Raw genomic sequence first — 20118 nt, forward strand, 5'->3', positions numbered from 1 at the left:
TGTGCAATTCTCAACAAACGACCAACCCACAACCCACCACCCCACACCAGCAACCCCCACCAGGAACAACCCCAGCAAGAACCCGGTATGCGAGGCCAGGCCGCACCTGGCAGAAGAACCAACCACCAACATGGTTGTTCCCTCAGGACCCAACAGGATGCTCCACACCCACCACCAGCCGCACCAACCCGGACTTCCACACCACCCCGAAAGATGGCCGTACCACCCGGACCAGCCGCTGCCAGCCGTGAACTAGCCAGTGTCTCCGCCAACGAGCACCCCAACCCGACATCCGCGGGCCACAGGGCTCCTACCCGACCTTCGCCAGGAGGCGCTCCTTAGAAAGGAGGTGATCCAGCCGCACCTTCCGGTACGGCTACCTTGTTACGACTTCGTCCCAATCGCCAGCCCCACCTTCGACCACTCCCTCCCCCGAAGAGGTTAGGCCATGGGCTTCGGGTGTTGCCGACTTTCGTGACGTGACGGGCGGTGTGTACAAGGCCCGGGAACGTATTCACCGCAGCGTTGCTGATCTGCGATTACTAGCGACTCCGACTTCACGGGGTCGAGTTGCAGACCCCGATCCGAACTGAGACCGGCTTTTTGGGATTCGCTCCACCTCACGGTATCGCAGCCCATTGTACCGGCCATTGTAGCATGCGTGAAGCCCTGGACATAAGGGGCATGATGACTTGACGTCATCCCCACCTTCCTCCGAGTTGACCCCGGCAGTCTTCGATGAGTCCCCGGCCGAACCGCTGGCAACATCGAACAAGGGTTGCGCTCGTTGCGGGACTTAACCCAACATCTCACGACACGAGCTGACGACAGCCATGCACCACCTGTGACCGCCCCCGAAGGACCCCACATCTCTGCGAGTTTTGCGGCCATGTCAAACCCAGGTAAGGTTCTTCGCGTTGCATCGAATTAATCCGCATGCTCCGCCGCTTGTGCGGGCCCCCGTCAATTCCTTTGAGTTTTAGCCTTGCGGCCGTACTCCCCAGGCGGGGCGCTTAATGCGTTAGCTGCGGCACAGAGAACCGGAGAGGCCCCCCACACCTAGCGCCCAACGTTTACAGCGTGGACTACCAGGGTATCTAATCCTGTTCGCTCCCCACGCTTTCGCTCCTCAGCGTCAGTATCGGCCCAGAGACCCGCCTTCGCCACCGGTGTTCCTCCTGATATCTGCGCATTTCACCGCTACACCAGGAATTCCAGTCTCCCCTACCGAACTCTAGCCTGCCCGTATCGGCTGCAAGCCCACAGTTGAGCCGTGGGTTTTCACAGTCGACGCGACAAACCGCCTACGAGCTCTTTACGCCCAATAAATCCGGACAACGCTCGCGCCCTACGTCTTACCGCGGCTGCTGGCACGTAGTTGGCCGGCGCTTCTTCTGCAGGTACCGTCACTCACGCTTCGTCCCTGCTGAAAGAGGTTTACAACCCGAAGGCCGTCATCCCTCACACGGCGTCGCTGCATCAGGCTTCCGCCCATTGTGCAATATTCCCCACTGCTGCCTCCCGTAGGAGTCTGGGCCGTGTCTCAGTCCCAGTGTGGCCGGTCGCCCTCTCAGGCCGGCTACCCGTCGTCGCCTTGGTAGGCCATCACCCCACCAACAAGCTGATAGGCCGCGAGCCCATCCCAAGCCGAAAAACTTTCCACACACCACCATGCGGCAGCATGTCATATCCGGTATTAGCCCCCGTTTCCGAGGGTTATCCCAAAGCCTGAGGCAGGTTACTCACGTGTTACTCACCCGTTCGCCGCTCGAGTACCCCGAAGGGCCTTTCCGCTCGACTTGCATGTGTTAAGCACGCCGCCAGCGTTCGTCCTGAGCCAGGATCAAACTCTCCAACAAAAACCAGAGAAATCAAACCCAGCAACAAAAAACACTTGCTGCCAAACAAACAAAACCATTTGGCACTGGCATATCAAGCACCCTGTTGAGTTCTCAAAGAACAAACACACACCGAACACGATCCCACCAACAGAACCGCCCCCGGGGCCACCTATCCGCACCCAACGTCACCGCCAGGCACTTGTTGTACTTTACCCGACTGTTTCCACCCCGTCAAACCGATGTCTCCCGGTTTGTCGTGCTTCGTCCTACCGTCGGGCACCCGCACGGGCGCGGCAGCTCACCGCCGCGATCGTCCGGGGTTTGGCAGGCCGGCCACCGCGGTATCGCTCCGCGGGCTTGCCCGGTGCCCTGCCGACGGAGAAAGTTACACCGCCGGACCGGGAACGCCAAATCGGGGTCCGCCGGTTCGGCGGCTTGCCCGGAAATGTGTTTGATGTCGGTTCACTCGGCGTGGAGTCCGTCGAGTTGGGTCAGGTATTCGGTGCCCGTCCTGACGATCGCGGCGGCCAGGGCCGTGGTTTCCCGATCGGCGCCGGCGCGCTGCTCGGCACCCGCGATCCGGACGGACTGCTCCAGGTGCTCCCGGAGATGCTGGCCGAAGAGCCGCCGGAACTCGGCGTCGGAGACGGTGCCGAGGGCGTTGAGTTCGTTTGCCGTCATCATTCCCGGCATGTCGTGCCCCTCGTGGGGGTTCGTCTTCGGCGCGCCGGATCGGTCGAGCAGTCGGCGCGACCGGACGAGGTCGGCGCGGTGGGTGTCCCGGACCCGGGCGGCGAGCTGGCGCACGGCCGGCTCGGTGGTGCGCTCCGGCACCAGGTCCAAGAGCGGCAGTACCCGCTCGTGCATGGCGACGGTCAGTTGCAGCCAGGCGATGTCGGTGCCGTTGAACGGGCTCGACGATCCGGGCGTACCCGGCGGGTTGGCCGCCGGACCGGGGTCGGCCGGAGCTGCGCCGCCGGGCGTACCGCCGATGGTCGGCGGCGGGGCGGCAGAGCCGGCGCAGCCACCGACCAGCAGCGCCACGACGAGCAACGCTCCGGCCGGCACGACGGCAGCGGCCTGCCTCATCCGCGACTCCCCCTCCTGGCCTCGTCTCCGGCCTGCTCTCCGGGTGCCGGCCCGTAGGCGTGTACGCGGCGGGCCCGGCTCCGGCCGGGCCCGCCGCAGGGGCCACGTCAGCTCGGGCGACCGTCCGCGCCACACTTGATCACCGGGCGGATGCAGTCCCGGACCCGGCGCATCATCTCGGCCTCGGGCCAGGCGTTGAAGAAGTCACCATGCATGGTGAAGCCGCCGCCGGAGGCGAGGCGGAACCGGGCCGGGTTGCCGTTCACGGGATAGCGGAGCACCTGGCGCAGCTTCGGCACCGCCACGGGATGGCTCGACGGGCAAGCCTGGTTCACCGGGTACGCCATGTGGCTCTTGTGGTCCGGTGAGTCGAGGTCGCGGCCGTTCCAGCACTGCGGGAAGTCGAGGTACGACTCGATCATCGTCCCGGCCGGGCAGTTGACAAAGTCCTTGGAGGCGCCGACATGCCCGGCGTGCAGGCACGACCACCGGGAGATGGTGGTCGAGTCCGGGCCGGTGGCGCGGGCGTTGCCGGCCACGATGCGCAGGCCCAACGGGAGCGGCTGGGTGTTGGCGACGATGTCGCTGCGGACGCCCTCGCCGAGGTAGTAGAACGTGACGATGGTCGGCTCGACGGGGACGTTGTCCGCGTAGAAGGTGGGCACCCAGTAGGACGAGACGTCGACCCGCGGGTTGCAGGTGGTGTTCGAGTTCAGCAGGTCGGCCAGGTTGGTGTAGGCGTTGGTGACCGTGCTGCCGAAGAAGCTGTGCATGTGGGAGGCGCCGGGCAGGCCCGGGTAGATGATCGGGTCGTCAGGCAACCGGTGGCTGTAGGGACAGTCGGCCAGGAACTCGGCGACCCGGACGACCCGGGCCTCGGCCGGCTCCGCGCGCTCGATCACGGCGTAGCCGCCGAGCAGGGCCAGCAGGGCGCCGAACAGCGTCACGATGCGTAGCCGGCGGCGCGTGCCGGGGAAGGGTGCGGCCCTTTCCATGGCGAAACTCCTCGCTGGTGAGCGGCCAGCGAGGGTTCCGGCGCCGCCGCCGAAGACGCGGGAAATCGCTGGCCAGGCTGGTGGTGGTCTGCCCTCGTTCGAGGGCGTAGAGAGCGCTCTCTCTTCCCAACAGCTTGGGCCTGCTGTCGAAAGCTGTCAATACTTCCGCCCGATCGTGGCGCCAGGTCGGCACGGGCCGGGCGGGCGCGAGGGCTCGTCGTCGTACCCGGTACCTAGGCTGAACGCCGAGCTTGCGGGTCTGACGGGAGGGGGACCTCGTGGCGCACGAGGCAGTGGTGGTGGAAACCGACGAGCGGCCCGACCGGCCCGGCGGTGCCGGAGTCGATCCGGAGGACGGGGCGGTCGATCCGGAGGACGGGGCGGTCGACCGGGTGGATCCGGTGGTCGACGCCGCGCACGCCCAGCCCTTCGCCGACCGTCCGGCCTATGCGGCGGCGATCGCCGACATCAGGGCGGCCGCCGCCGCCTACTACGGCGGCGCGGAGCTGGTGATGGACGACGCCACCTACGACGGGTTGATGGCCCGGGTCGTCGCCACCGAGACCGCACGACCCGACTGGAAGGCCGACGACTCGCCGAGTGAGCTGGTGGCGGCCGGTGCCGGGGTGGTCGGCGACGTGGTGCACAGCGTCCCGATGCTCAGCCTCGACAACGTCTTCGGCGAGGCCGAGCTGGCCCGCTGGGCGGCCCGACTCGACAAGCTGCTCGGCCGGCCCGCCGCCGGCTACACCGTGGAGCCCAAGATTGACGGTCTGGCCATCGCCGCCCGTTACGTGGACGGTCGGCTGACCCAGGTCGCGACCCGGGGCGACGGCCTGGCCGGCGAGGACGTGACGACACAGGCACGACGGGCCGCGGGCCTGCCGGAGCGGCTCGGCGAGCCGCTCACCGTGGAGATCCGTGGCGAGGTGTTCATGACCGACACCGACTTCGCCCGGGCTCAGGAGCTGCGCACCGGGCACGGGGAGCCACCCTTCGCCCATCCGCGCAGCGCCGCCGCGGGCACGCTGCGGGCTCAGGACCGGGCGTACGACGCACCCCTCTCCTTCCTCGCCTACTCGGTGCACGGCCTCGATGACGCCGACGGGGCGACGGAGCCCCGGCCACACTCGGCCACCATGGCATACGTCGAGAGCCTCGGCGTCGCCACCACCGCCGGCTCACCGGCCGGGATGCCGCTCTGCGCCACCGTCGAGGAGTTGCTCGCCGTCGTGGAGTCCCTCTACGCCCGCCGGGGCGAGCTGGGCTTCGGCATCGACGGCGCGGTGATCAAGGCGGACCATCCGGCCGACCGCGAACTCGCCGGCTCGGGCACCCGGGCACCCCGTTGGGGCATCGCCTACAAGTTTCCCGCCGACACCCGCACCACCACCCTGCTCTCGATCGAGGTGCAGGTCGGCCGGACGGGGGTGATCACCCCGGTCGCCGTACTGGCCCCGGTGCAGGTCGGCGGGGTGACCGTCACCTCGGCCACCCTGCACAACTTCGACGACCTGGTCCGCCGCAACGTCCGGGCCGGCGACACCGTGTTCGTCCGCAGGGCCGGCGACGTGATCCCCGAGATCACCGGCGCCAAGCTCGACGAGCGGCCGGCCGAGTCGACGGCGTACGAGCCACCGAGCAGGTGCCCGCGCTGCGACGGTGAGATCGACCGGTCGCAGAAGCGCTGGCGCTGTACGCAGGGGCGCGCCTGTGGGGCCCGCGAGTCACTCGCCTACTACGCGGCCCGGGACTCGATGGACATCGAGGGGTTGGGCAGCAAGATCATCGATCTGCTCGTCGGCGCCGGCCTGGTCACCGATCCCGCCGACCTCTACGATCTCGATCCCGGCACGCTGTCCACGATGGAGCGGCTGGGCGAGACCTCCGCCCGCAAGCTCGTCGCCAACATCGACGCCTCGAGGCGCCAGCCCCTCTCCCGGGTGCTCACCGGCCTCGGGGTACGGATGACCGGCCGGTCGATGTCCCGCCGGCTCGCCCGGCACTTCGGCGCCATGGAGTCGCTGCTGAATGCCTCCGTCGCCGACCTGCAGGAGGTCGAGGGCGTCGGCCCGGAGCGCGCCGTCACCATCGCGGCGGAGTTGGTCGAGCTGGCCCCGGTGGTCGAGAAGCTCGCCGCCCGAGGAGTCAACATGACCGAGCCCGGCGTCACCGTTCCGGTCCCGACTGGCGACGGCAACGGCGATTCCGGTGTCCCGCCGGCTGGCGCCCTGCCGCTGCGCAAGCCGGACGGGGCCCCGATGACGGTGGTCGTGACCGGCTCGGTGCCCGGGCTGACCCGCAACGAGGGCAACGAGGCGGTCGAGCGGCTCGGCGGCAAGTCGTCCGGGTCGGTTTCCAGGCGGACCGACCTGGTGGTGGTCGGCGACGGCGCGGGTGGCAAGGCCGAGAAGGCCACCGATCTGGGCCTCCGGGTGATGCCGGCGGAGCGGTTCGCCGAACTGCTCGCCGCGCACACCGCCGGGGACGCGGCGAAGATCGCCGAGATCCTGGCCGTGCCGGAGCCCTGAGACGCCGTCCGCCGGAGCCTTGAGGCGCCGGTGGCGGAGCGCCGGGGTGCTGGTTGCGGAACGGTCAGGTGCTGGTCGCGGAGCACCGAGGCACCGGTCGCGGTCTGCCCGGTCAGCTACGGCCGCCGATGACCACGGTGGTCCTCGGAAACTCGTCCTCGGTGACCACCGCCGGGGCGAGGCCGGCCCGTGCCAGCGCGGCGACCGCGACCTCGGCCTGCTCCGGGCTGGTTTCCAGCAGCAGGTGGCCGCCGGGAGCGAGCCAACCCGGCGCTGCGGCGGCCACCCGGCGCAGCACGTCGAGACCGTCGGGGCCACCATCCAGGGCCACCAGCGGCTCGTGCAGCCGGGCCTCGGGCGGCAGCAGGGCGATCGCCTCGCTGGGCACGTAGGGCACGTTCGCCACCAGCACGTCGACCTGGCCGCGCAGCCGGAGCGGGAGAGGGTCGTACAGGTCTCCGGCGTACACCCGTCCACCGAGTGCGGCGAGGTTGCGCTGCGCGCAGCGCACGGCGGCCGGCTCGACGTCCGCCGCGTACAGCGTGACGTCCCCGACCAGAGCGGCGAGCGCCAGCCCGATCGCACCGCAGCCACAGGCCAGGTCGAGCACCGTGCACCCCGGGCGGGCCAGTGTGGCCGCCCGGCGGACCAGCAGCTCCGTGCGGCGACGCGGTACGAAGACCCCGGGGTCCACGGCAACCCGCAGCCCGCAGAAGTCGACCCAGCCGACAATGTGCTCCAGCGGCACACCGGCGACCCGCCGCTCCAGTAGGGCCAGCAGTTCGGCCGGGGACCGCGCGGCGCCGGTCAGGAGTTCCGCCTCCTCCTCGGCGAAGACACAACCGGCAGCTCGGAGTCGACGGACCAGGGCCTCCCCGCCGAGCCGGAGCGAGGACGAGGACGAGGACGAGGACGAGGAGTCGGTCACGCCGGAGGACATCGAGGCGGGGTCCGAGGTGGATGCGGGAACGGAGATCGGTGCCACCTCCCCAGCTCGCGACGGCCAGGGCGCCAACGTACCCCCACCAGCGGGTTGCCGGGACGGCGGGAGCGGCACGGGGGCGGAAGACGGCGAATATCGCATGACCTGGACGATTTCGCACCTGCCCGGGTCCAGGTTCCGGCAGGCTCGTTCCGGGCGGGGGTGGCGGCAGTGCGAGTGGGGCTCGATGTCACGGTGCCGGCCCGGGGCGTGGCCATCCGGGTCGGCGTCGTTCTGCTGGCGTCCGCGCCGGCCGTCGCGATCCGACTCTCGGGCGGCCACCTGCCGGCACTGGCCGGGATGGCGGTCTTCGGGGTGGCGGTGCTCTCGGCGGTGGCCCTGCTGATGTGGGCCTCCGAGGTGGCCCGGGTCGACCTGCCCGGTAGCCTGTCGCTGGCCCTGCTCGCCCTGGTCGCGGTGCTGCCCGAGTACGCCATCGACATCTACTTCGCCTTCTCCGCCGGCTCCGATCCGGCGTTCGCGGCATACGCCCTGGCCAACATGACCGGCGCCAACCGGCTGCTGATCGGGGTCGCCTGGCCGCTGCTGGTCTTCGCCGCCATCTGGGCCGTACGCCGGCGCGGGCAGTCCGGCGACCGCAGCGGCGTCAGCATCTCGGCACACCGCCGGACGGAGACGGCCTATCTGCTCCTCGCCACCGCCTACGCCCTGGTCATCCCGGCAACCGGCCGGCTGGCCTGGTACGACACCATCGTGCTCGGCGCGCTGTTCGGGCTCTACCTGTCCCGGATCGGCCGGACGGAGCACGCCGAGGAGTCACTGGTCGGAGTGGCCGCCACCCTCGCCAGGCAACCGACCACCCGCCGCCGGCTGACCGTCGCCGCGCTCTTCGGTACGGCGGCGGTGGTGATCCTGAGTGCCGCCGAGCCGTTCGGCAGGTCTCTCGTCGAGGCTGGTGCGGCGCTCGGCATCGACGAGTTCCTGCTCGTACAGTGGCTCGCCCCGGTCGCCTCGGAGGCGCCCGAGGTGATCGTGGCGGTGGCCTTCGCGCTGCGCGGTCGGGCCGACGACGGGTTGGGTGCCCTGCTGGCGGCGAAGCTCAACCAGTGGACCCTGCTGATCGCCTGCCTGCCGGTCGCCTTCTATCTCGGCGGTGGCGAGCTCCCCGGACTGGCCCTGGACGAGCGGCAGACCGAGGAGCTGTACCTGACCGCCGCGCAGACCCTGCTCGGCGTCGCCGTCCTGGCCGACCTGCGGATCTCCCGGGCCGAGGCGGCGCTGCTCTTCCTGCTCTTCGCTGTCCAGTTCGCCGTCCCCACCCAGGCGGTCCGGTACGGCGTCGCGGTCGCGTACGCCATCCTGGCCGGACTGCTGCTGGCCCGGCACCGCCGGGAACTGCCCGCGCTGGCCCGAGCCACCTGGCCGACCGGCCGCGCCCGACCCAGGTCCTGACCCGGCCGGCGGCCCTGGGCCCTGCGCGCCGGGACTCTGCCCGGACCGGCAGCGACCCAACCCGGTAGGGCCCGCCACGGCTCCCGGCGAGCGTCCCGGAGGGCTACAGGTAGCCCTTGGCCTCCCGCTTGGCGACCATCGGCTCGGCTCCCTTGCCCGTCTTCTTCAGCGCCTCGCGCAACTGCTGCTCGTTCATCTTGGAGTTGCCCTCGATGCCCGCCTCGTGCGCGCGCTGGCGCAGCTCGTGAAGTTCGTCCCGATCACCCATGTCGAGCCTCCCGGTTCCGCAGACGAAGGGGTGCCGGCGTCCGGCCCCGTCCCACGCGACCTGGCTTCCCGGGCCCTGCCCGCCGAAACTCGGCCACCGAGGGTGGCTACGCCCGCACGAGGACGAAGCCGCTGCGGGGCCTGGTCGGCACGCGTCGCAGCGGGATGTCGAGGTCCTGCTCGGGCACCTCGTAGTCGAGCTCGGCCAGCCGGCCGGCGAGCGCGTTCAGCAGCGCCACCGTGGTGGTCTCGCCCGGGCAGCGGTGCCCGGTGCGTGGGTCACCCCCGCCCTGCGGCACCAACTCGAACGCACCGATCTCGCGGCCCACGAAGCGTTCAGGGTCGAAGACGTACGGGTCCGGCCACAGCTGCGGGTCGTGGTTCTGGCCGTACAGGTCGAGCAGCACGAGGGAGCCGGCCGGAATGGAGACGTCCCGCCAGGTGAGGTCCCTGATCGCGTGGCCGGCGACGAACGGCGCGAACGGATAGAAGCGGCGGACCTCGTGGCCGAACGCCGTCACGTAGTCGGCGCTGCCTGAGCGTAGCCGGGGCCGCAGTTCCGGCCAGCGGTGCAGGGCATGCGCCGCGAAGGTGACGTACCAGCAGACCGCCACGACCGGTCGGACGAGATTGAGGAGCTCCACGGCCGCCGTCCGGGAGTCGAGCGGCTGGCCGTCGGCGTCCCGGTAGCGCGCGATCACGTCGACCGCCGAGCCGGCGTCGGCGGCCTGCCGACCCTCCCGGACCCGGTCGACCAGTTCGGCGAGCCACCGTTCCCGCCGGCTGCGCGCCTGCCGGGCGCGCCAGTGCCGGGGCCCGAACGTGCCGAAACCGTCCACCATCGCCACCGCGTCGGCGGCCAGCCCGGCGACCTCCGACTCGGCGAGCGGCACTCCCACCCACTGGCAGACGGCCCGGGCGAGCACCCGGCTGACCTCGTCGAAGAGTACGACGGCCTGCCATGCGGGCCAGCGGGCGACGGTCTCGTCCCAGGACGCCGTGGCGTACCGGGCGAGGTTGGCGATCTCGTCGGTGCTCAGCAGCGAGGTGAAGATCGCCTTGCGGTGCCGGTGGTCGGCGCCGTCGAGGGTGTGCACCGCGCCCCGACCGAAGAGCGTGACCTGTACCGGACCGGGGATCGCCCCGTGCCGGCGGATGTGCTGCTCGTCGTAGAAAAACCGCGCGGCGTCCGGGCCGCAGAGCCCGACCGCCCGCTGCCCCAGCAGCCGGGTCTGCACCGCGTGCCCCTCGGCGCGGCGGCGGCGGTTCGGTAGCCAGCCGTAGCCCTCGGCCGCCAGCAGCAGTGTGTTGTCGACGAGTGGGGTGGAGTGCGACGGCATTCGCCCTTCATGCCCCGGCGGCCCCGAGCTAAACCGGATCGGGCCACGCGCGCCGACCTGGGGATCCGACGGGTCCAGGTCGGTACATTCCCAGGATCATCTTCCGCATCGCCGAGACCTCCGGCTGGGCGGCGGCGCAGACCTTCGGTGACTACGCCGACGGCAGGTTCGTGATGCCGCCCGTCTGATCGGGGGCGCAGCCGAGGCGTCGGACCGCCTGGTACCGGCGGTCAGAGCTGCCGTTCGCGGCCCTGGTAGACGTCGGGGATCCCGTCGGCGTCCGCGTCACGCTCCTCGATCTCGTGCAGGCTCTGGTAATGCCGGTTGCGGATCCGCAGTACGACCGTGGCGAGCAGCGCCGACAGCAGGGATCCGACCAGTACGCCGATCTTGGTGTGTTCGGTGCTTTCCGTGCCGGTGCCGAACGCCAGCTCGCCGATCAACAGCGAGACGGTGAAGCCGAGCCCGGCGAGCAGGGCGAGGCCGAAGATGTCCCACCAGCCCAGTCCCTCGCCGAGCTGGGCTCGCGTAAAGCGCTGGACCAGCCAGGAGGCACCCAGCACACCGGCCGTTTTGCCGGCGACGAGGCCGACCGCGATGCCCAGCGCCACCGAGTCGCTCAGGCTGCTGGTGAAACCGCTCAGGCCGCCGACCGACACGCCGGCGGCGAAGAAGGCGAAGACCGGCACCGCGAACCCCGCCGACAGCGGTCGGAACCGGTGCTCGAAGTGCTCGGCCAGCCCGATGCCCGGTCCCTCGGCCCGGCGGATCACCGGCACCGTGAAGGCGAGCAACACCCCGGCAACCGTGGCGTGCACCCCGGAGGCGTGCACCAGCCCCCAGGTCACCGCCGCCAGCGGCAGCAGCAGCCACCAGGACCGGACCCGCCGCTGGACCAGCAGCGCGAAGAGCGCCAGCGGCAGCAGCGCCAGCAGCAGCGGGGCCAGGTGCAGGGAACTGGTGTAGAAGAGCGCGATGATCAAGATTGCGAGCAGGTCGTCGACGACCGCCAGGGTCAGCAGGAAGGTCCGCAGCGCCGCCGGCAGATGCGTACTGATGACGCCGAGCACGGCCAGTGCGAAGGCGATGTCGGTGGCGGTCGGGATCGCCCAGCCGACCAACGCCTCTCCGCCGGCACGGGCGTTGACGGCGACATAGATCAGGGCCGGCAGGGTCATCCCGCCCAGGGCGGCGGCGACCGGCAGCACCGCCCGGCTCGGGCTACGCAGGTCACCGGCGACGAACTCCCGCTTCAGCTCCAGCCCGGCGACGAAGAAGAAGATCGCGAGCAGGCCGTCCGCCGCCCACTGGTTCAGGGTCAGGTCCAGATGCAGGCCCGCCGGCCCGACCCGCGCGTCGCCCAGCTGGCGATAGAGATCGCGCCACGGGCTGTTCGCCCAGACGAGAGCGAGCACGGCCGCGGCGAGCAGTAGCGCGCCGCCGACCGTTTCGACGCGGAGGATGTCACCGATCCGGCGGACCTCCGGCCAACTGCCTCGACCGAAGATCCGGCCGGACGGCTTGCCAGGGGTCGATGTCACACAGGCCTCCCGGAGGGTCGACAGCGGGGGTCGCCGACCATACGTTCCGGCGCGCGCACCTACCGTAGCCGATCAACGTGTCGGCCCGGCTGTTCCATCGTGTCGGTCCGGACGGTCCGGACGGCGGGCGCCCGCGCGAAGCGATCGGGGTCCGCACCCCGCGCGAAGCGATCGGGGTCCGCGCGGTCCGGCGCGGAATCGTGTTGCGACGAGCAATCAGGTCCCGTACGTTGCCGGTACCGCCGAACGAGCCGGAAGGAGGTCAGAACCGTGTCCGACGTTCTGCGCCCCCTCCGCGCCCCGGCGTTCGCGCGGATCTGATCCGGGGCGCTCGCCTCCGGAGGGATCACCTCATGGCCGATCTGGTCATCCGCCCGCTCGTCGCGGGCGAGGAAAGTTTGTTCGAGTCCATGCCCGATCCGCTGCCCGAACTGCGCCAGGTCGGCTACGCCGAGGGCGTGGCCGGCGGTGGCTACCGACCCGAGCGCACCTGGGTGGCGCTGCGCGCCGGCCGGGTCGTCGCCCGGGCGGCCTGGCTCCGGCCGCCCGGTGCCACCGGCGACCCGTGGCTGGAGCGGTTCGACACCACCGACCCCGAGGTCGGTGCCGAACTGCTGCGCGCCGCTCACGAAGCGCTCGGCGGTCCCCTGACCTACTACGCCGCCGTGCCGGCGTACTGGCGGCGCCGGCCGGAGGTGCAGGCCGTCGTCGAGGCGCCGATGGCGGCGGCCCGGCTCGCCGGGCTGGTCGAGCGAGAGGAACGCCTGCGCTGCACCTGGACAGGTACGCCGTTGCCGGCGGCCTCCGGCCGGTACGCGTTGCGGCCCGCCGTCGACAAGACCGAGATCAACGCCCTGGTGGCCCGGATCGCCGAGCCGGAGGTGCTGACCGGCCGGGAGGTGGCCCGGTCGGCCGGCGTCGACCTGGGCACCGACCCGCTGGCCTGGCTGGACGGTCCGGCCGAGGCCTGGCGGATCGCGCTGGCCGACGGGCGCCCGGTCGGGCTGGCCGGGACGGCCGGAAATGCCTGCTATCCACTCCTCGCCTATCTCGGCCTGCTCGACGAGGCGGTCCGGGCCGACCTGCTGGCCGACGCGGTCGGCGTACTGGCCGGCGGGGGCGCCCGGGAGGTGGTCGCCGACGTGGACGCGCACCGGGTACGGACGGTCGCCGAACTGGAACGGACCGGTTTCCGGCGGCTACGGTCCCGGGTGGTCTTCGCCCCGCCCGAGGATCTGTCACGCTGACCGGCCCGAGGATCTGTCACGCTGACCGGCCCGAGGATCTGTCACGCTGACCGGCCCAGGCATCTGTCACGCTGACCGGCCGGATCGCCGAGTGGGTGCGGCACGACGGCCGATGGCGGCGACCACGCCCCTGGGACGGGTGCCGCCATCCACCGTTGCACCGTCGTCAGCCGCGCACCCCGCTGGGCGAGGTCGGCGCCGTGGCGCGGACGCGTCGCCGCCGCGCCATGCCGACGAGGGCGTCGACGACGAGGAACGCCGCCAGGCTGATACCGAGCAGCGGCAGCGCCCAGCCGACCGCGACCGCCAGCACGACGGCGACGACCACGGCACCGGGGTGCGCCCGCCGCCACGCTCCTCGCTCGGGAGGTGCGCCGACCGGGGCGGCACGGTCGGCCCGGGTGGGGCGCCGCTGCCACCACATCCGGTACGCCCAGACGATCGCGCAGAGCAGGCCGACCGCGAGCGCAGTGAGCAGCAGCTGGTTGACCAGCCCGAAGAGGAAGCCCATGTGGAAGGCGACGCCGAGCTTGGACAGCTGGGCCAGCAGCGGCCAGTCGGCGAAGTCGCTGCGGGCCACGATCGCGCCGCTGCTCGGGTCGACGGCGACCCGGTCGAAGCCGATCGGCCAGGTGGGGTCGTCCTGGGCCACCGTCCACCCCGTACCGGGCTCGGTCGGCGGGCTGGCCTCGACCCGGCCGCCGAGCCCGGCCTGGCGGGCGGCGGCGACGACCGCGTCGATGTCGGCGGAATCTGCCACCGCGCCGGTGCCGGTCGGCGTGCCGTGGTGGCCGGTGTCGGGCCCGGCACCGGCGGCCGCGCCGGGCAGCGTGGTCTCCAGTGTCGGGCTGTGTGCGTTGAACGCGTTCTGCACCACGTCGAAGCTGGCTCCGGCGTAGCGGGACCAGGTGAGGCCGGTGGCCGAGAGGGCCAGCAGCCCGACCGCGAGCCACACTCCGGTGGCCGCATGCCAGCCCCGGGTACGCCGTACACCCCGGCCGGCGGCCAGGTCGGGCAGGACGATGCGGCGCAGGCGCTGCCGGCGGCCGTTCCACTGCCGGTGCAGCCAGAGTGTGAGTCCGCCGAGCACGAGCACCCACAGCCAGGAGGCCGCCAGCTCGGAGTAGTGCCGGCCGACCACGCCGAGGTGCAGGTTGCGGTGCAGGTCGTCGATCCAGGTCATCAACGGGGTCTCGCCGAACCACGTGGTCAGGGTGCCCTTGACCTCGTTGGTGTACGGGTCGACGTAGACCGTGTGCTGCTTCTCGCCCAGCTCCGGCAGCGAGAAGACCACCCTGGTGGTCTCCGAGTCCGCGACCGGTGGGATGACCGAGGCGAGGTCACCGTCCGGATGCGCGACGCGGGCGGCGGCGACCTGCTCGGCGAGGGGCCGTGGCTCCCCGGTGACCTGTGCGACGCGGAGTTCGTCGGCGTAGACGAGCCGGTCCAGTTGCGGGGTGAAGACGAACGCCAGACCGCTGAGCGCGGCCACGATCAGGAACGGCGCGACCAGGACGCCGGCGTAGAAGTGCATCCGTAGCACCAACGGGATGATCGACGAACGATCCCGTTCCCCGCGGCGGCGCGGTGGCGCGGAGGTCGTGGCCGGCGCCGGCGGCCGGGGATCCGATGGTGGTCTGACTGTGGTGGACAAGGAAACCTCCGCTGCGTCCCGGACGAATTCGCTGGCAGATGCCCGACCGTCGGCGGTCTGGCATCGAAAATCACCTATTTAGTCGCTCGGATGGGCGCGGTAGTTCCCACCACTTTGACGACGCATGATCCATCGAGATTCTTGGATTAACTGGGAACTGACGCCACGGACGCACCGACTACTGGGTTATCCGCTGTCCAGTGCCGGGAGCCGGTCGCGCTCCCGGGAGAGGAGGACCCCGCCATGAAGAAGCCGCTCAAGGTCGTCGTACGCCGGAAGAAGACCCGCAGCCGGCTGCTGAACAACCACGGCTGACAGGTCGCGATCACGTGGGACGGTCGCCGTCGGGATCTTTTCCGGCGGCGACCGGCCGGATCCGGGTCGCGGTCCGTGCGTGCCGCGCCCCTGCGGAGGGCCGCTGCCGGCCCTGCCGCGATGTCGAAGGGAGAATGGCGTGACGCAGGTGGAGTTCCGACGGGCACAGACGTTGATGATTTACTGGCACGACGGCGAGTTGACGGCCGAGAACTACCTCGAGAGCCGTTCCACCGACACCGAGGCCGAGAACGCGGTGGCCGTCGACGCACGGGCGGTGGAGTTGCTGGAGCACTTCACGGACTGGTCGACGGTTGAGAAGGCGGCGGCCGGGCTCGGCGACTTCGACACCGCCTCGGTCCGGGAGGCGGTGGAGGCGCTGGCCGACGCGGGCCTGCTGGTCGACCGCACCGGGGCGGAACGCGAGGAGCGGTTTCTCGGGGCCTGGCGGGCCTGGGGGGAGGAGGCGCGCTTCTTCCACTTCGGCACCCGCAACACCATCTACACCGGGGACAGCCTGGAGCAGCGCCGGTCGGATGCCCGGTGGGTACGGGAGACCGGCGGGAACCCGCCAGCCATCTTCAAGTCCTACCCGGAGGCGCCACGGGTCTACCTACCGCGGGCGTTCCTGCCGCTGGCCGAGGCGTTCGGACAGGTGCTGACGCGGCGACGGACGCACCGGGTCTTCACCGGCGATCCGGCCGGCCTGGCGCAGCTCTCGACGGTGCTGTTCTACACCTTCGGGCCGATGCAGCTCTACGACGCGGGCGACCTCGGCACCCTGATGCTGCGGACCAGCCCGTGCGGCGGCGCCCGGCACGAGCTGGAGGGCTACGTCGCCGTCCTCGACGTGCAGGACGTGCCACCGGGGCTGTACCACTACAACGCCGAGGCACATGCGCTGGAACTGGTGGATCCGGGCTTCGACCGGGCCCGGCTGCACCGACTGACCTACGAGTCGGAGATGTGTACGCCGTCCGCGTTCGTCTGCTTCGTGACCGCCGTCTTCGAGCGGACGATGTACAAGTACCGGCACTCACGGGCGCTGCGGGTGACGCTGCTCTCGGCGGGGCACCTGGGGCAGACGTTCGTGCTGACGTCGACCGCGGTGGGGCTCGGCGCCTGGCAGAGCGCCGCGTTCCGCGACGAGGAACTCGACGAGGCCCTCGGCGTCGACGGTTTCGCGGAGGGTTGTCTCTACATGTTCGGCGCCGGCGCACCCGTGCACGACGAGAGCGGGATGCCGGCGGGGATCAGTCGGGCCCGGCTCACCGATCCGGGCCAGCTCGTCGCGCCGCATCCGGCGGACCTACGCGCCCACTCACAGCCGTCTGCGCCACCCGGGACGCCGCCGCCGTTGTAGATCATCCGTTCCGACGATCCCACTCGCCGCCTCGTAGCTTAGGCTAACCTAAGAACGGAGGTGCGACGTGGGATTCGCGACCAAGCTGCGAGAGCTGACCCGGGCCGATCATGCGGCGGCCCAGGGCACGGGATACTTCGACGCACTGCTTGCCGGCCGCCTCGACCGCACCGGGTACGCGGCCCTCGCCGAGCAGCTCTACTTCGTGTACGAGACGCTGGAAGCGGCCGCCGAGGCGATGCGCGCCGATCCGTTGGCCGGCCCGTTCGTCTTCGACGAGCTGCACCGGATGCCGGCCCTCGCGACCGACCTGGCGCACCTGTTCGGCCCGGACTGGCGGGCCCGGCTCAGTCCCGGTGAAGCCACCGTCGAATACCGGGAACGGCTCCGGGAGGTGGCCTTCACCTGGCCGGCGGGGTTCGTCGCGCACCACTACACCCGATACCTGGGCGACCTGTCCGGCGGCCAGATCATGCGCCGGGTACTGCACCGCTCGTACGGCCTCGGCGAGGTCGGCACCAGCTTCTACGCCTTTCCCGGCGTGGACGCCCGGTCGTTCAAGCAGCGCTACCGGCAACTGCTCGACGAGGCACCCTGGGACGCCCTCGACCAGGACCGGTTCCTGGACGAGGTCTCCCGGGCCTACCGGTTGAACACGGCGCTGGTGGAAGAGCTGGGTCGCCGCGTCCTGCCGCAGCGGGAAGCCGCCTGATGACGCCCTTCACGCCCGACGTCGTCGCCGCGATCATGCAGCACATGAACGGCGACCACGCCGCAGACGCCGGGTGATCTGCCAGGGGCTGGGCGGCCTGCCGGAGGCATCGGCGGCGACGATGTCGGGGATGGACGCCAACGGGATGGACTTCGTGGCCACCGTGGACGGCCTGCCGGTGCCGGTCCGGATACCGTTCTCCAGCATGCTCGCCGAGCGCCGCCAGGTTCGCGCCGAGGCGGCCCGGATGCACCGCGAGTCCTGTGCCAAGCTCGGCCTCGCTCCCCGCCCAGACGCGTCCTGAGGCCGCAGCGGCACAGCTCACAGCAGGCCGGCGTTTCCGGCCTGGTGGCCAACGCGATCAGCCAGGACGGCGGTGCCCTCATCCCGCTGGCCGCGCTGCGGCGCCGGGCCGCCGTCACGGCAACCGTGATCACCACGATTCCGGCGATCCTGGTCGGACTGGCACTGCTCGCACTTCCCGGCTGACGGAGGAGCTGCGGCGCGACACCGGGCAGGCATGAAACCAGCCGGCAGGGGAAGGCGCAGGCATCGACCAACGGCCGGAAGAGGTGGTGTACGTGACCGCGGGTGTGAAGCAGGATGTCCTGGATCTTCTCGTGGAGCAGCACAACCAGATCAAGACGCTGTTCGGTCAGCTCGGCCACGCCAAGGGGGCGCGGAAGCGGGAGCTGTTCCAGGATCTGGTCCGGTTGCTGGCAGTGCACGAGAGCGCGGAGGAGATCGTCGTGCATCCCACCGCCCGGCGCAGGATCGACCGGGGTGACGAGGTCACCGGCCAGCTCCGGCACGAGGAGGACGAGGCCAAGCACGAGCTCGCCGCCCTCTACGACCTCGGCGTGGAGCATCCGGACTTCGAACGACGCCTGGCCACCCTCTCCGAGGCCGTCGTCGCGCACGCGACACGGGAGGAGACGGAGGAGTTCCCGTCGCTGCGTCGCGACCTCTCACCGGCCCAGTTGGGGCGGATGGCGGGCGCCGTACGCGCGGCCGAGGCGACGGCACCGACCAGGCCGCACCCGCATACCGGGGAGTCGGCCCCGGCCAACCTGATGGCCGGCCCGCCGCTGGCCGTCTTCGATCGGATCCGCGACGCGGTACGGGATTGGCGTGAGTCGCACCGCGACCAGGAGTGACCCACTCCGCCACGGCTGACCGGCAGGCGCGCCTGCCGACGGGCGGCCCGGCCACGGACCACCAAGGGGTCCGGCCGGGCCATTCGGGCGCGGTCCGGAAGATCTCCGGAAGTTTCGGTGACACCCGTCCGGATCTCAATCCTCCGGCCAGGGCCTCGTCAGGTCAACCCCGAAGAACCAGCGTTCAGCTAGGACTACTGGCCAGGCTCGATGCTGTCCCTGGCCAAGCCTGTGACCGGGGCGAGGTTTCCACAATGTTTCCGAAAGTTGTTGACAAGTTGGCGGCAATGGACCAATACTGGCGCCATTGACGGAGCTCAATCACCGTCGTGCCACCCACCGCGACCCACTCCTCCGGTCGTAGCACAGGGACGACCGGCCCACCACCACCGCGTGGTGCGACGCCGACGTCCGGTGGCCTCCCCTGGCCACCGGCGACTCTCCGGATCGTGCCGCGCAGCTGGCGCCCCCGCCAGCCGTCAAGAGGAGGAAACACGTACATGAACGACGCCCCCGTCCAGGTGAGAAGCCGCAGACGCGGCCTACTCAGGATGCTCATCGGCGGCGCCTGCGCCGTAGCGCTGGCCACGACCGGGACCACGGCGATCCTGTCCGGCCCCGCGTACGCGGAGGCCGACCGGACCCTCACCTCGAACGCCACCGGCACGCACAACGGGTTCTTCTTCTCGTTCTGGAAGGACAGCGGCAACGCCAGCATGACGCTGCGCGAGAACGGCCGCTACTCCAGCAGCTGGAGCAACAGCACCAACAACTGGGTAGGCGGCAAGGGCTGGTCCAGTGGTAGCCGACGGACGGTCAGCTACTCGGGCACCTACAACCCGGGCAACAACAACACCTACCTCGCCCTGTACGGATGGACGCGGAACCCGCTCATCGAGTACTACGTCGTCGAGAACTTCGGCAGCTACAACCCGAGCAGCGGCGCCACCCGGATGGGCACGGTCACCACCGACGGCGGCACCTATGACATCCTCCGCAGCCAGCGGGTGAACCAGCCGTCGATCGACGGCACCGCCACGTTCTACCAGTTCTGGAGCGTCCGCCAGCAGAAGCGGAGCGGTGGCACGATCACCTTCGGCAACCACATGGACGCCTGGGCCCGCGCCGGACTGAACCTCGGTAGCAGCTGGGCCTACCAGGTCATGGCCACCGAGGGCTACCAGAGCAGCGGAAGCTCCGACATCACGGTCCGGGAAGGCGGCGGCTCCAACCCCCCGCCCAACCCGACCAACCCGCCGCCCGGTGGTGGCAACTGCTCGGTCAGCGTGAGCCGTGCCGAGGAGTGGAGTGACCGGTTCAACACGACCTTCTCGGTCAGCGGCACCAGCAACTGGGTCGTCACCATCCGCACGAACGGCGGCCAGAGCCTGCAGAACAGCTGGAACGCCTCGATCAGCGGCAGCAGCGGCACCCTGACGGCGCGCCCGAACGGCAATGGCAACAACTTCGGCATCACGCTCTACAAGAACGGCAACAACACGACACCGACCGCGAGTTGCTCGACGGGCTGACCTTATGCCGGCGGGTGTGGTGACGACCTGGGTCGCACACCCCACCCGCCGGATCGGATTCTCCGGGCCATCCGGCGGACCCTCCCACGAACTCCGGGTCCGCCGGATGGCCTTTGCGGTGCGGCGGGGCCGCAGCCCC

16 protein-coding genes and 1 rRNA gene are annotated in these 20118 nt (G+C 70.6%); 9 read left to right on the plus strand and 8 right to left on the minus strand.

The annotated features are described in order from the left end of the window. Nucleotides 1–342 precede the first annotated feature (342 nt). The 3 genes from ACN28C_RS04305 to ACN28C_RS04315 all read right to left on the minus strand — a co-directional run bounded on the left by ACN28C_RS04305 (nucleotide 343) and on the right by ACN28C_RS04315 (nucleotide 3925). Nucleotides 343–1859, minus strand: a 16S ribosomal RNA gene (locus ACN28C_RS04305). Between the two features lie 444 nt (nucleotides 1860–2303). Continuing rightward, nucleotides 2304–2930, minus strand: coding sequence for a DUF305 domain-containing protein (locus ACN28C_RS04310; protein WP_422772287.1), 627 nt, complete (start codon nucleotides 2928–2930; stop codon nucleotides 2304–2306). A 107-nt stretch (nucleotides 2931–3037) separates the two neighbouring features. Beyond that, nucleotides 3038–3925, minus strand: a complete 888-nt coding sequence (locus tag ACN28C_RS04315) for a DUF1996 domain-containing protein (RefSeq protein ID WP_422772288.1) — start codon at nucleotides 3923–3925, stop codon at nucleotides 3038–3040. Between the two features lie 278 nt (nucleotides 3926–4203). Here ACN28C_RS04315 and ligA point away from each other — a divergent pair, with 278 nt between their 5' ends. Further along, on the plus strand, nucleotides 4204–6456 hold the full coding sequence (gene ligA / locus ACN28C_RS04320) for an NAD-dependent DNA ligase LigA (protein ID WP_422772289.1): 2253 nt from the start codon (nucleotides 4204–4206) through the stop codon (nucleotides 6454–6456). 112 nt (nucleotides 6457–6568) lie between these two features. Here ligA and ACN28C_RS04325 read toward each other — a convergent pair whose 3' ends face one another. Continuing rightward, nucleotides 6569–7396 (minus strand): putative protein N(5)-glutamine methyltransferase, encoded by an 828-nt coding sequence (locus tag ACN28C_RS04325; protein ID WP_422772290.1) that lies wholly within the window; start codon nucleotides 7394–7396, stop codon nucleotides 6569–6571. A 213-nt stretch (nucleotides 7397–7609) separates the two neighbouring features. Between ACN28C_RS04325 and ACN28C_RS04330 the strand changes: the two genes are divergently transcribed. Further along, nucleotides 7610–8851, plus strand: a complete 1242-nt coding sequence (locus ACN28C_RS04330) for a sodium:proton exchanger (RefSeq protein ID WP_422772291.1) — start codon at nucleotides 7610–7612, stop codon at nucleotides 8849–8851. Nucleotides 8852–8954: 103 nt separating this feature from the next. On the opposite strand, the gene ACN28C_RS04335 is transcribed toward ACN28C_RS04330, so the two are convergent. The 3 genes from ACN28C_RS04335 to nhaA form a co-directional block, all read right to left on the minus strand. After that, nucleotides 8955–9119: a hypothetical protein gene (locus ACN28C_RS04335; RefSeq protein ID WP_422772292.1), complete on the minus strand. Its 165-nt coding sequence runs from the start codon at nucleotides 9117–9119 to the stop codon at nucleotides 8955–8957. A gap of 106 nt (nucleotides 9120–9225) precedes the next feature. Further along, a complete protein-coding gene (locus tag ACN28C_RS04340; RefSeq protein WP_422772293.1) occupies nucleotides 9226–10458 on the minus strand; it encodes a cytochrome P450 in 1233 nt (410 codons plus the stop codon). A gap of 230 nt (nucleotides 10459–10688) precedes the next feature. Then, nucleotides 10689–11999 carry a Na+/H+ antiporter NhaA gene (nhaA, locus tag ACN28C_RS04345; protein ID WP_422772294.1) on the minus strand — a complete coding sequence of 437 codons (1311 nt, stop codon included), beginning with the start codon at nucleotides 11997–11999 and terminating at the stop codon, nucleotides 10689–10691. Nucleotides 12000–12352: 353 nt separating this feature from the next. On the opposite strand from nhaA, the gene ACN28C_RS04350 reads away from it, so the two are divergent. Further along, nucleotides 12353–13246, plus strand: a complete 894-nt coding sequence (locus ACN28C_RS04350; RefSeq protein ID WP_422772295.1) for an acetyltransferase — start codon at nucleotides 12353–12355, stop codon at nucleotides 13244–13246. 166 nt (nucleotides 13247–13412) lie between these two features. On the opposite strand, the gene ACN28C_RS04355 is transcribed toward ACN28C_RS04350, so the two are convergent. After that, complete coding sequence (locus ACN28C_RS04355) at nucleotides 13413–14780, minus strand: PepSY-associated TM helix domain-containing protein (protein WP_422772296.1); 1368 nt, start codon at nucleotides 14778–14780, stop codon at nucleotides 13413–13415. Nucleotides 14781–15354: 574 nt separating this feature from the next. Here ACN28C_RS04355 and ACN28C_RS04360 point away from each other — a divergent pair. From ACN28C_RS04360 to ACN28C_RS04385, 6 genes are all read left to right on the plus strand, one after another. Further along, entirely contained in the window at nucleotides 15355–16578 is a 1224-nt protein-coding gene (locus ACN28C_RS04360; protein WP_422772297.1) for a SagB/ThcOx family dehydrogenase, read from the plus strand. 67 nt (nucleotides 16579–16645) lie between these two features. Continuing rightward, nucleotides 16646–17290, plus strand: coding sequence for a heme oxygenase (biliverdin-producing) (locus ACN28C_RS04365; protein ID WP_422772298.1), 645 nt, complete (start codon nucleotides 16646–16648; stop codon nucleotides 17288–17290). Nucleotides 17291–17420: 130 nt separating this feature from the next. Further along, on the plus strand, nucleotides 17421–17594 hold the full coding sequence (locus ACN28C_RS04370) for a hypothetical protein (protein ID WP_422772299.1): 174 nt from the start codon (nucleotides 17421–17423) through the stop codon (nucleotides 17592–17594). A gap of 41 nt (nucleotides 17595–17635) precedes the next feature. Further along, nucleotides 17636–17779 carry a putative manganese transporter gene (locus ACN28C_RS04375; protein WP_422774522.1) on the plus strand — a complete coding sequence of 48 codons (144 nt, stop codon included), beginning with the start codon at nucleotides 17636–17638 and terminating at the stop codon, nucleotides 17777–17779. A gap of 92 nt (nucleotides 17780–17871) precedes the next feature. Then, nucleotides 17872–18447, plus strand: coding sequence for a hemerythrin domain-containing protein (locus ACN28C_RS04380; RefSeq protein WP_422772300.1), 576 nt, complete (start codon nucleotides 17872–17874; stop codon nucleotides 18445–18447). A gap of 500 nt (nucleotides 18448–18947) precedes the next feature. Beyond that, nucleotides 18948–19979: a glycoside hydrolase family 11 protein gene (locus ACN28C_RS04385; RefSeq protein ID WP_422772301.1), complete on the plus strand. Its 1032-nt coding sequence runs from the start codon at nucleotides 18948–18950 to the stop codon at nucleotides 19977–19979. Nucleotides 19980–20118: the final 139 nt, after the last annotated feature.

The sequence above is a fragment of the Plantactinospora sp. WMMC1484 genome (genome assembly GCF_049315195.1).
Classification (GTDB): Bacteria; Actinomycetota; Actinomycetes; order Mycobacteriales; family Micromonosporaceae; genus Plantactinospora.

Bases quoted from the DNA above. Each gene is read 5' to 3' on its own strand.
- ACN28C_RS04335 (WP_422772292.1), bottom strand. From the start codon at position 9,119: ATGGGTGATCGGGACGAACTTCACGAGCTGCGCCAGCGCGCGCACGAG.
- ACN28C_RS04310 (WP_422772287.1), bottom strand. From the start codon at position 2,930: ATGAGGCAGGCCGCTGCCGTCGTGCCGGCCGGAGCGTTGCTCGTCGTG.
- ACN28C_RS04315 (WP_422772288.1), bottom strand. From the start codon at position 3,925: ATGGAAAGGGCCGCACCCTTCCCCGGCACGCGCCGCCGGCTACGCATC.
- ACN28C_RS04385 (WP_422772301.1), top strand. From the start codon at position 18,948: ATGAACGACGCCCCCGTCCAGGTGAGAAGCCGCAGACGCGGCCTACTC.
- ACN28C_RS04350 (WP_422772295.1), top strand. From the start codon at position 12,353: ATGGCCGATCTGGTCATCCGCCCGCTCGTCGCGGGCGAGGAAAGTTTG.
- ACN28C_RS04340 (WP_422772293.1), bottom strand. From the start codon at position 10,458: ATGCCGTCGCACTCCACCCCACTCGTCGACAACACACTGCTGCTGGCG.
- ACN28C_RS04370 (WP_422772299.1), top strand. From the start codon at position 17,421: ATGGACGCCAACGGGATGGACTTCGTGGCCACCGTGGACGGCCTGCCG.
- ACN28C_RS04355 (WP_422772296.1), bottom strand. From the start codon at position 14,780: ATGCACTTCTACGCCGGCGTCCTGGTCGCGCCGTTCCTGATCGTGGCC.
- ACN28C_RS04325 (WP_422772290.1), bottom strand. From the start codon at position 7,396: ATGTCCTCCGGCGTGACCGACTCCTCGTCCTCGTCCTCGTCCTCGTCC.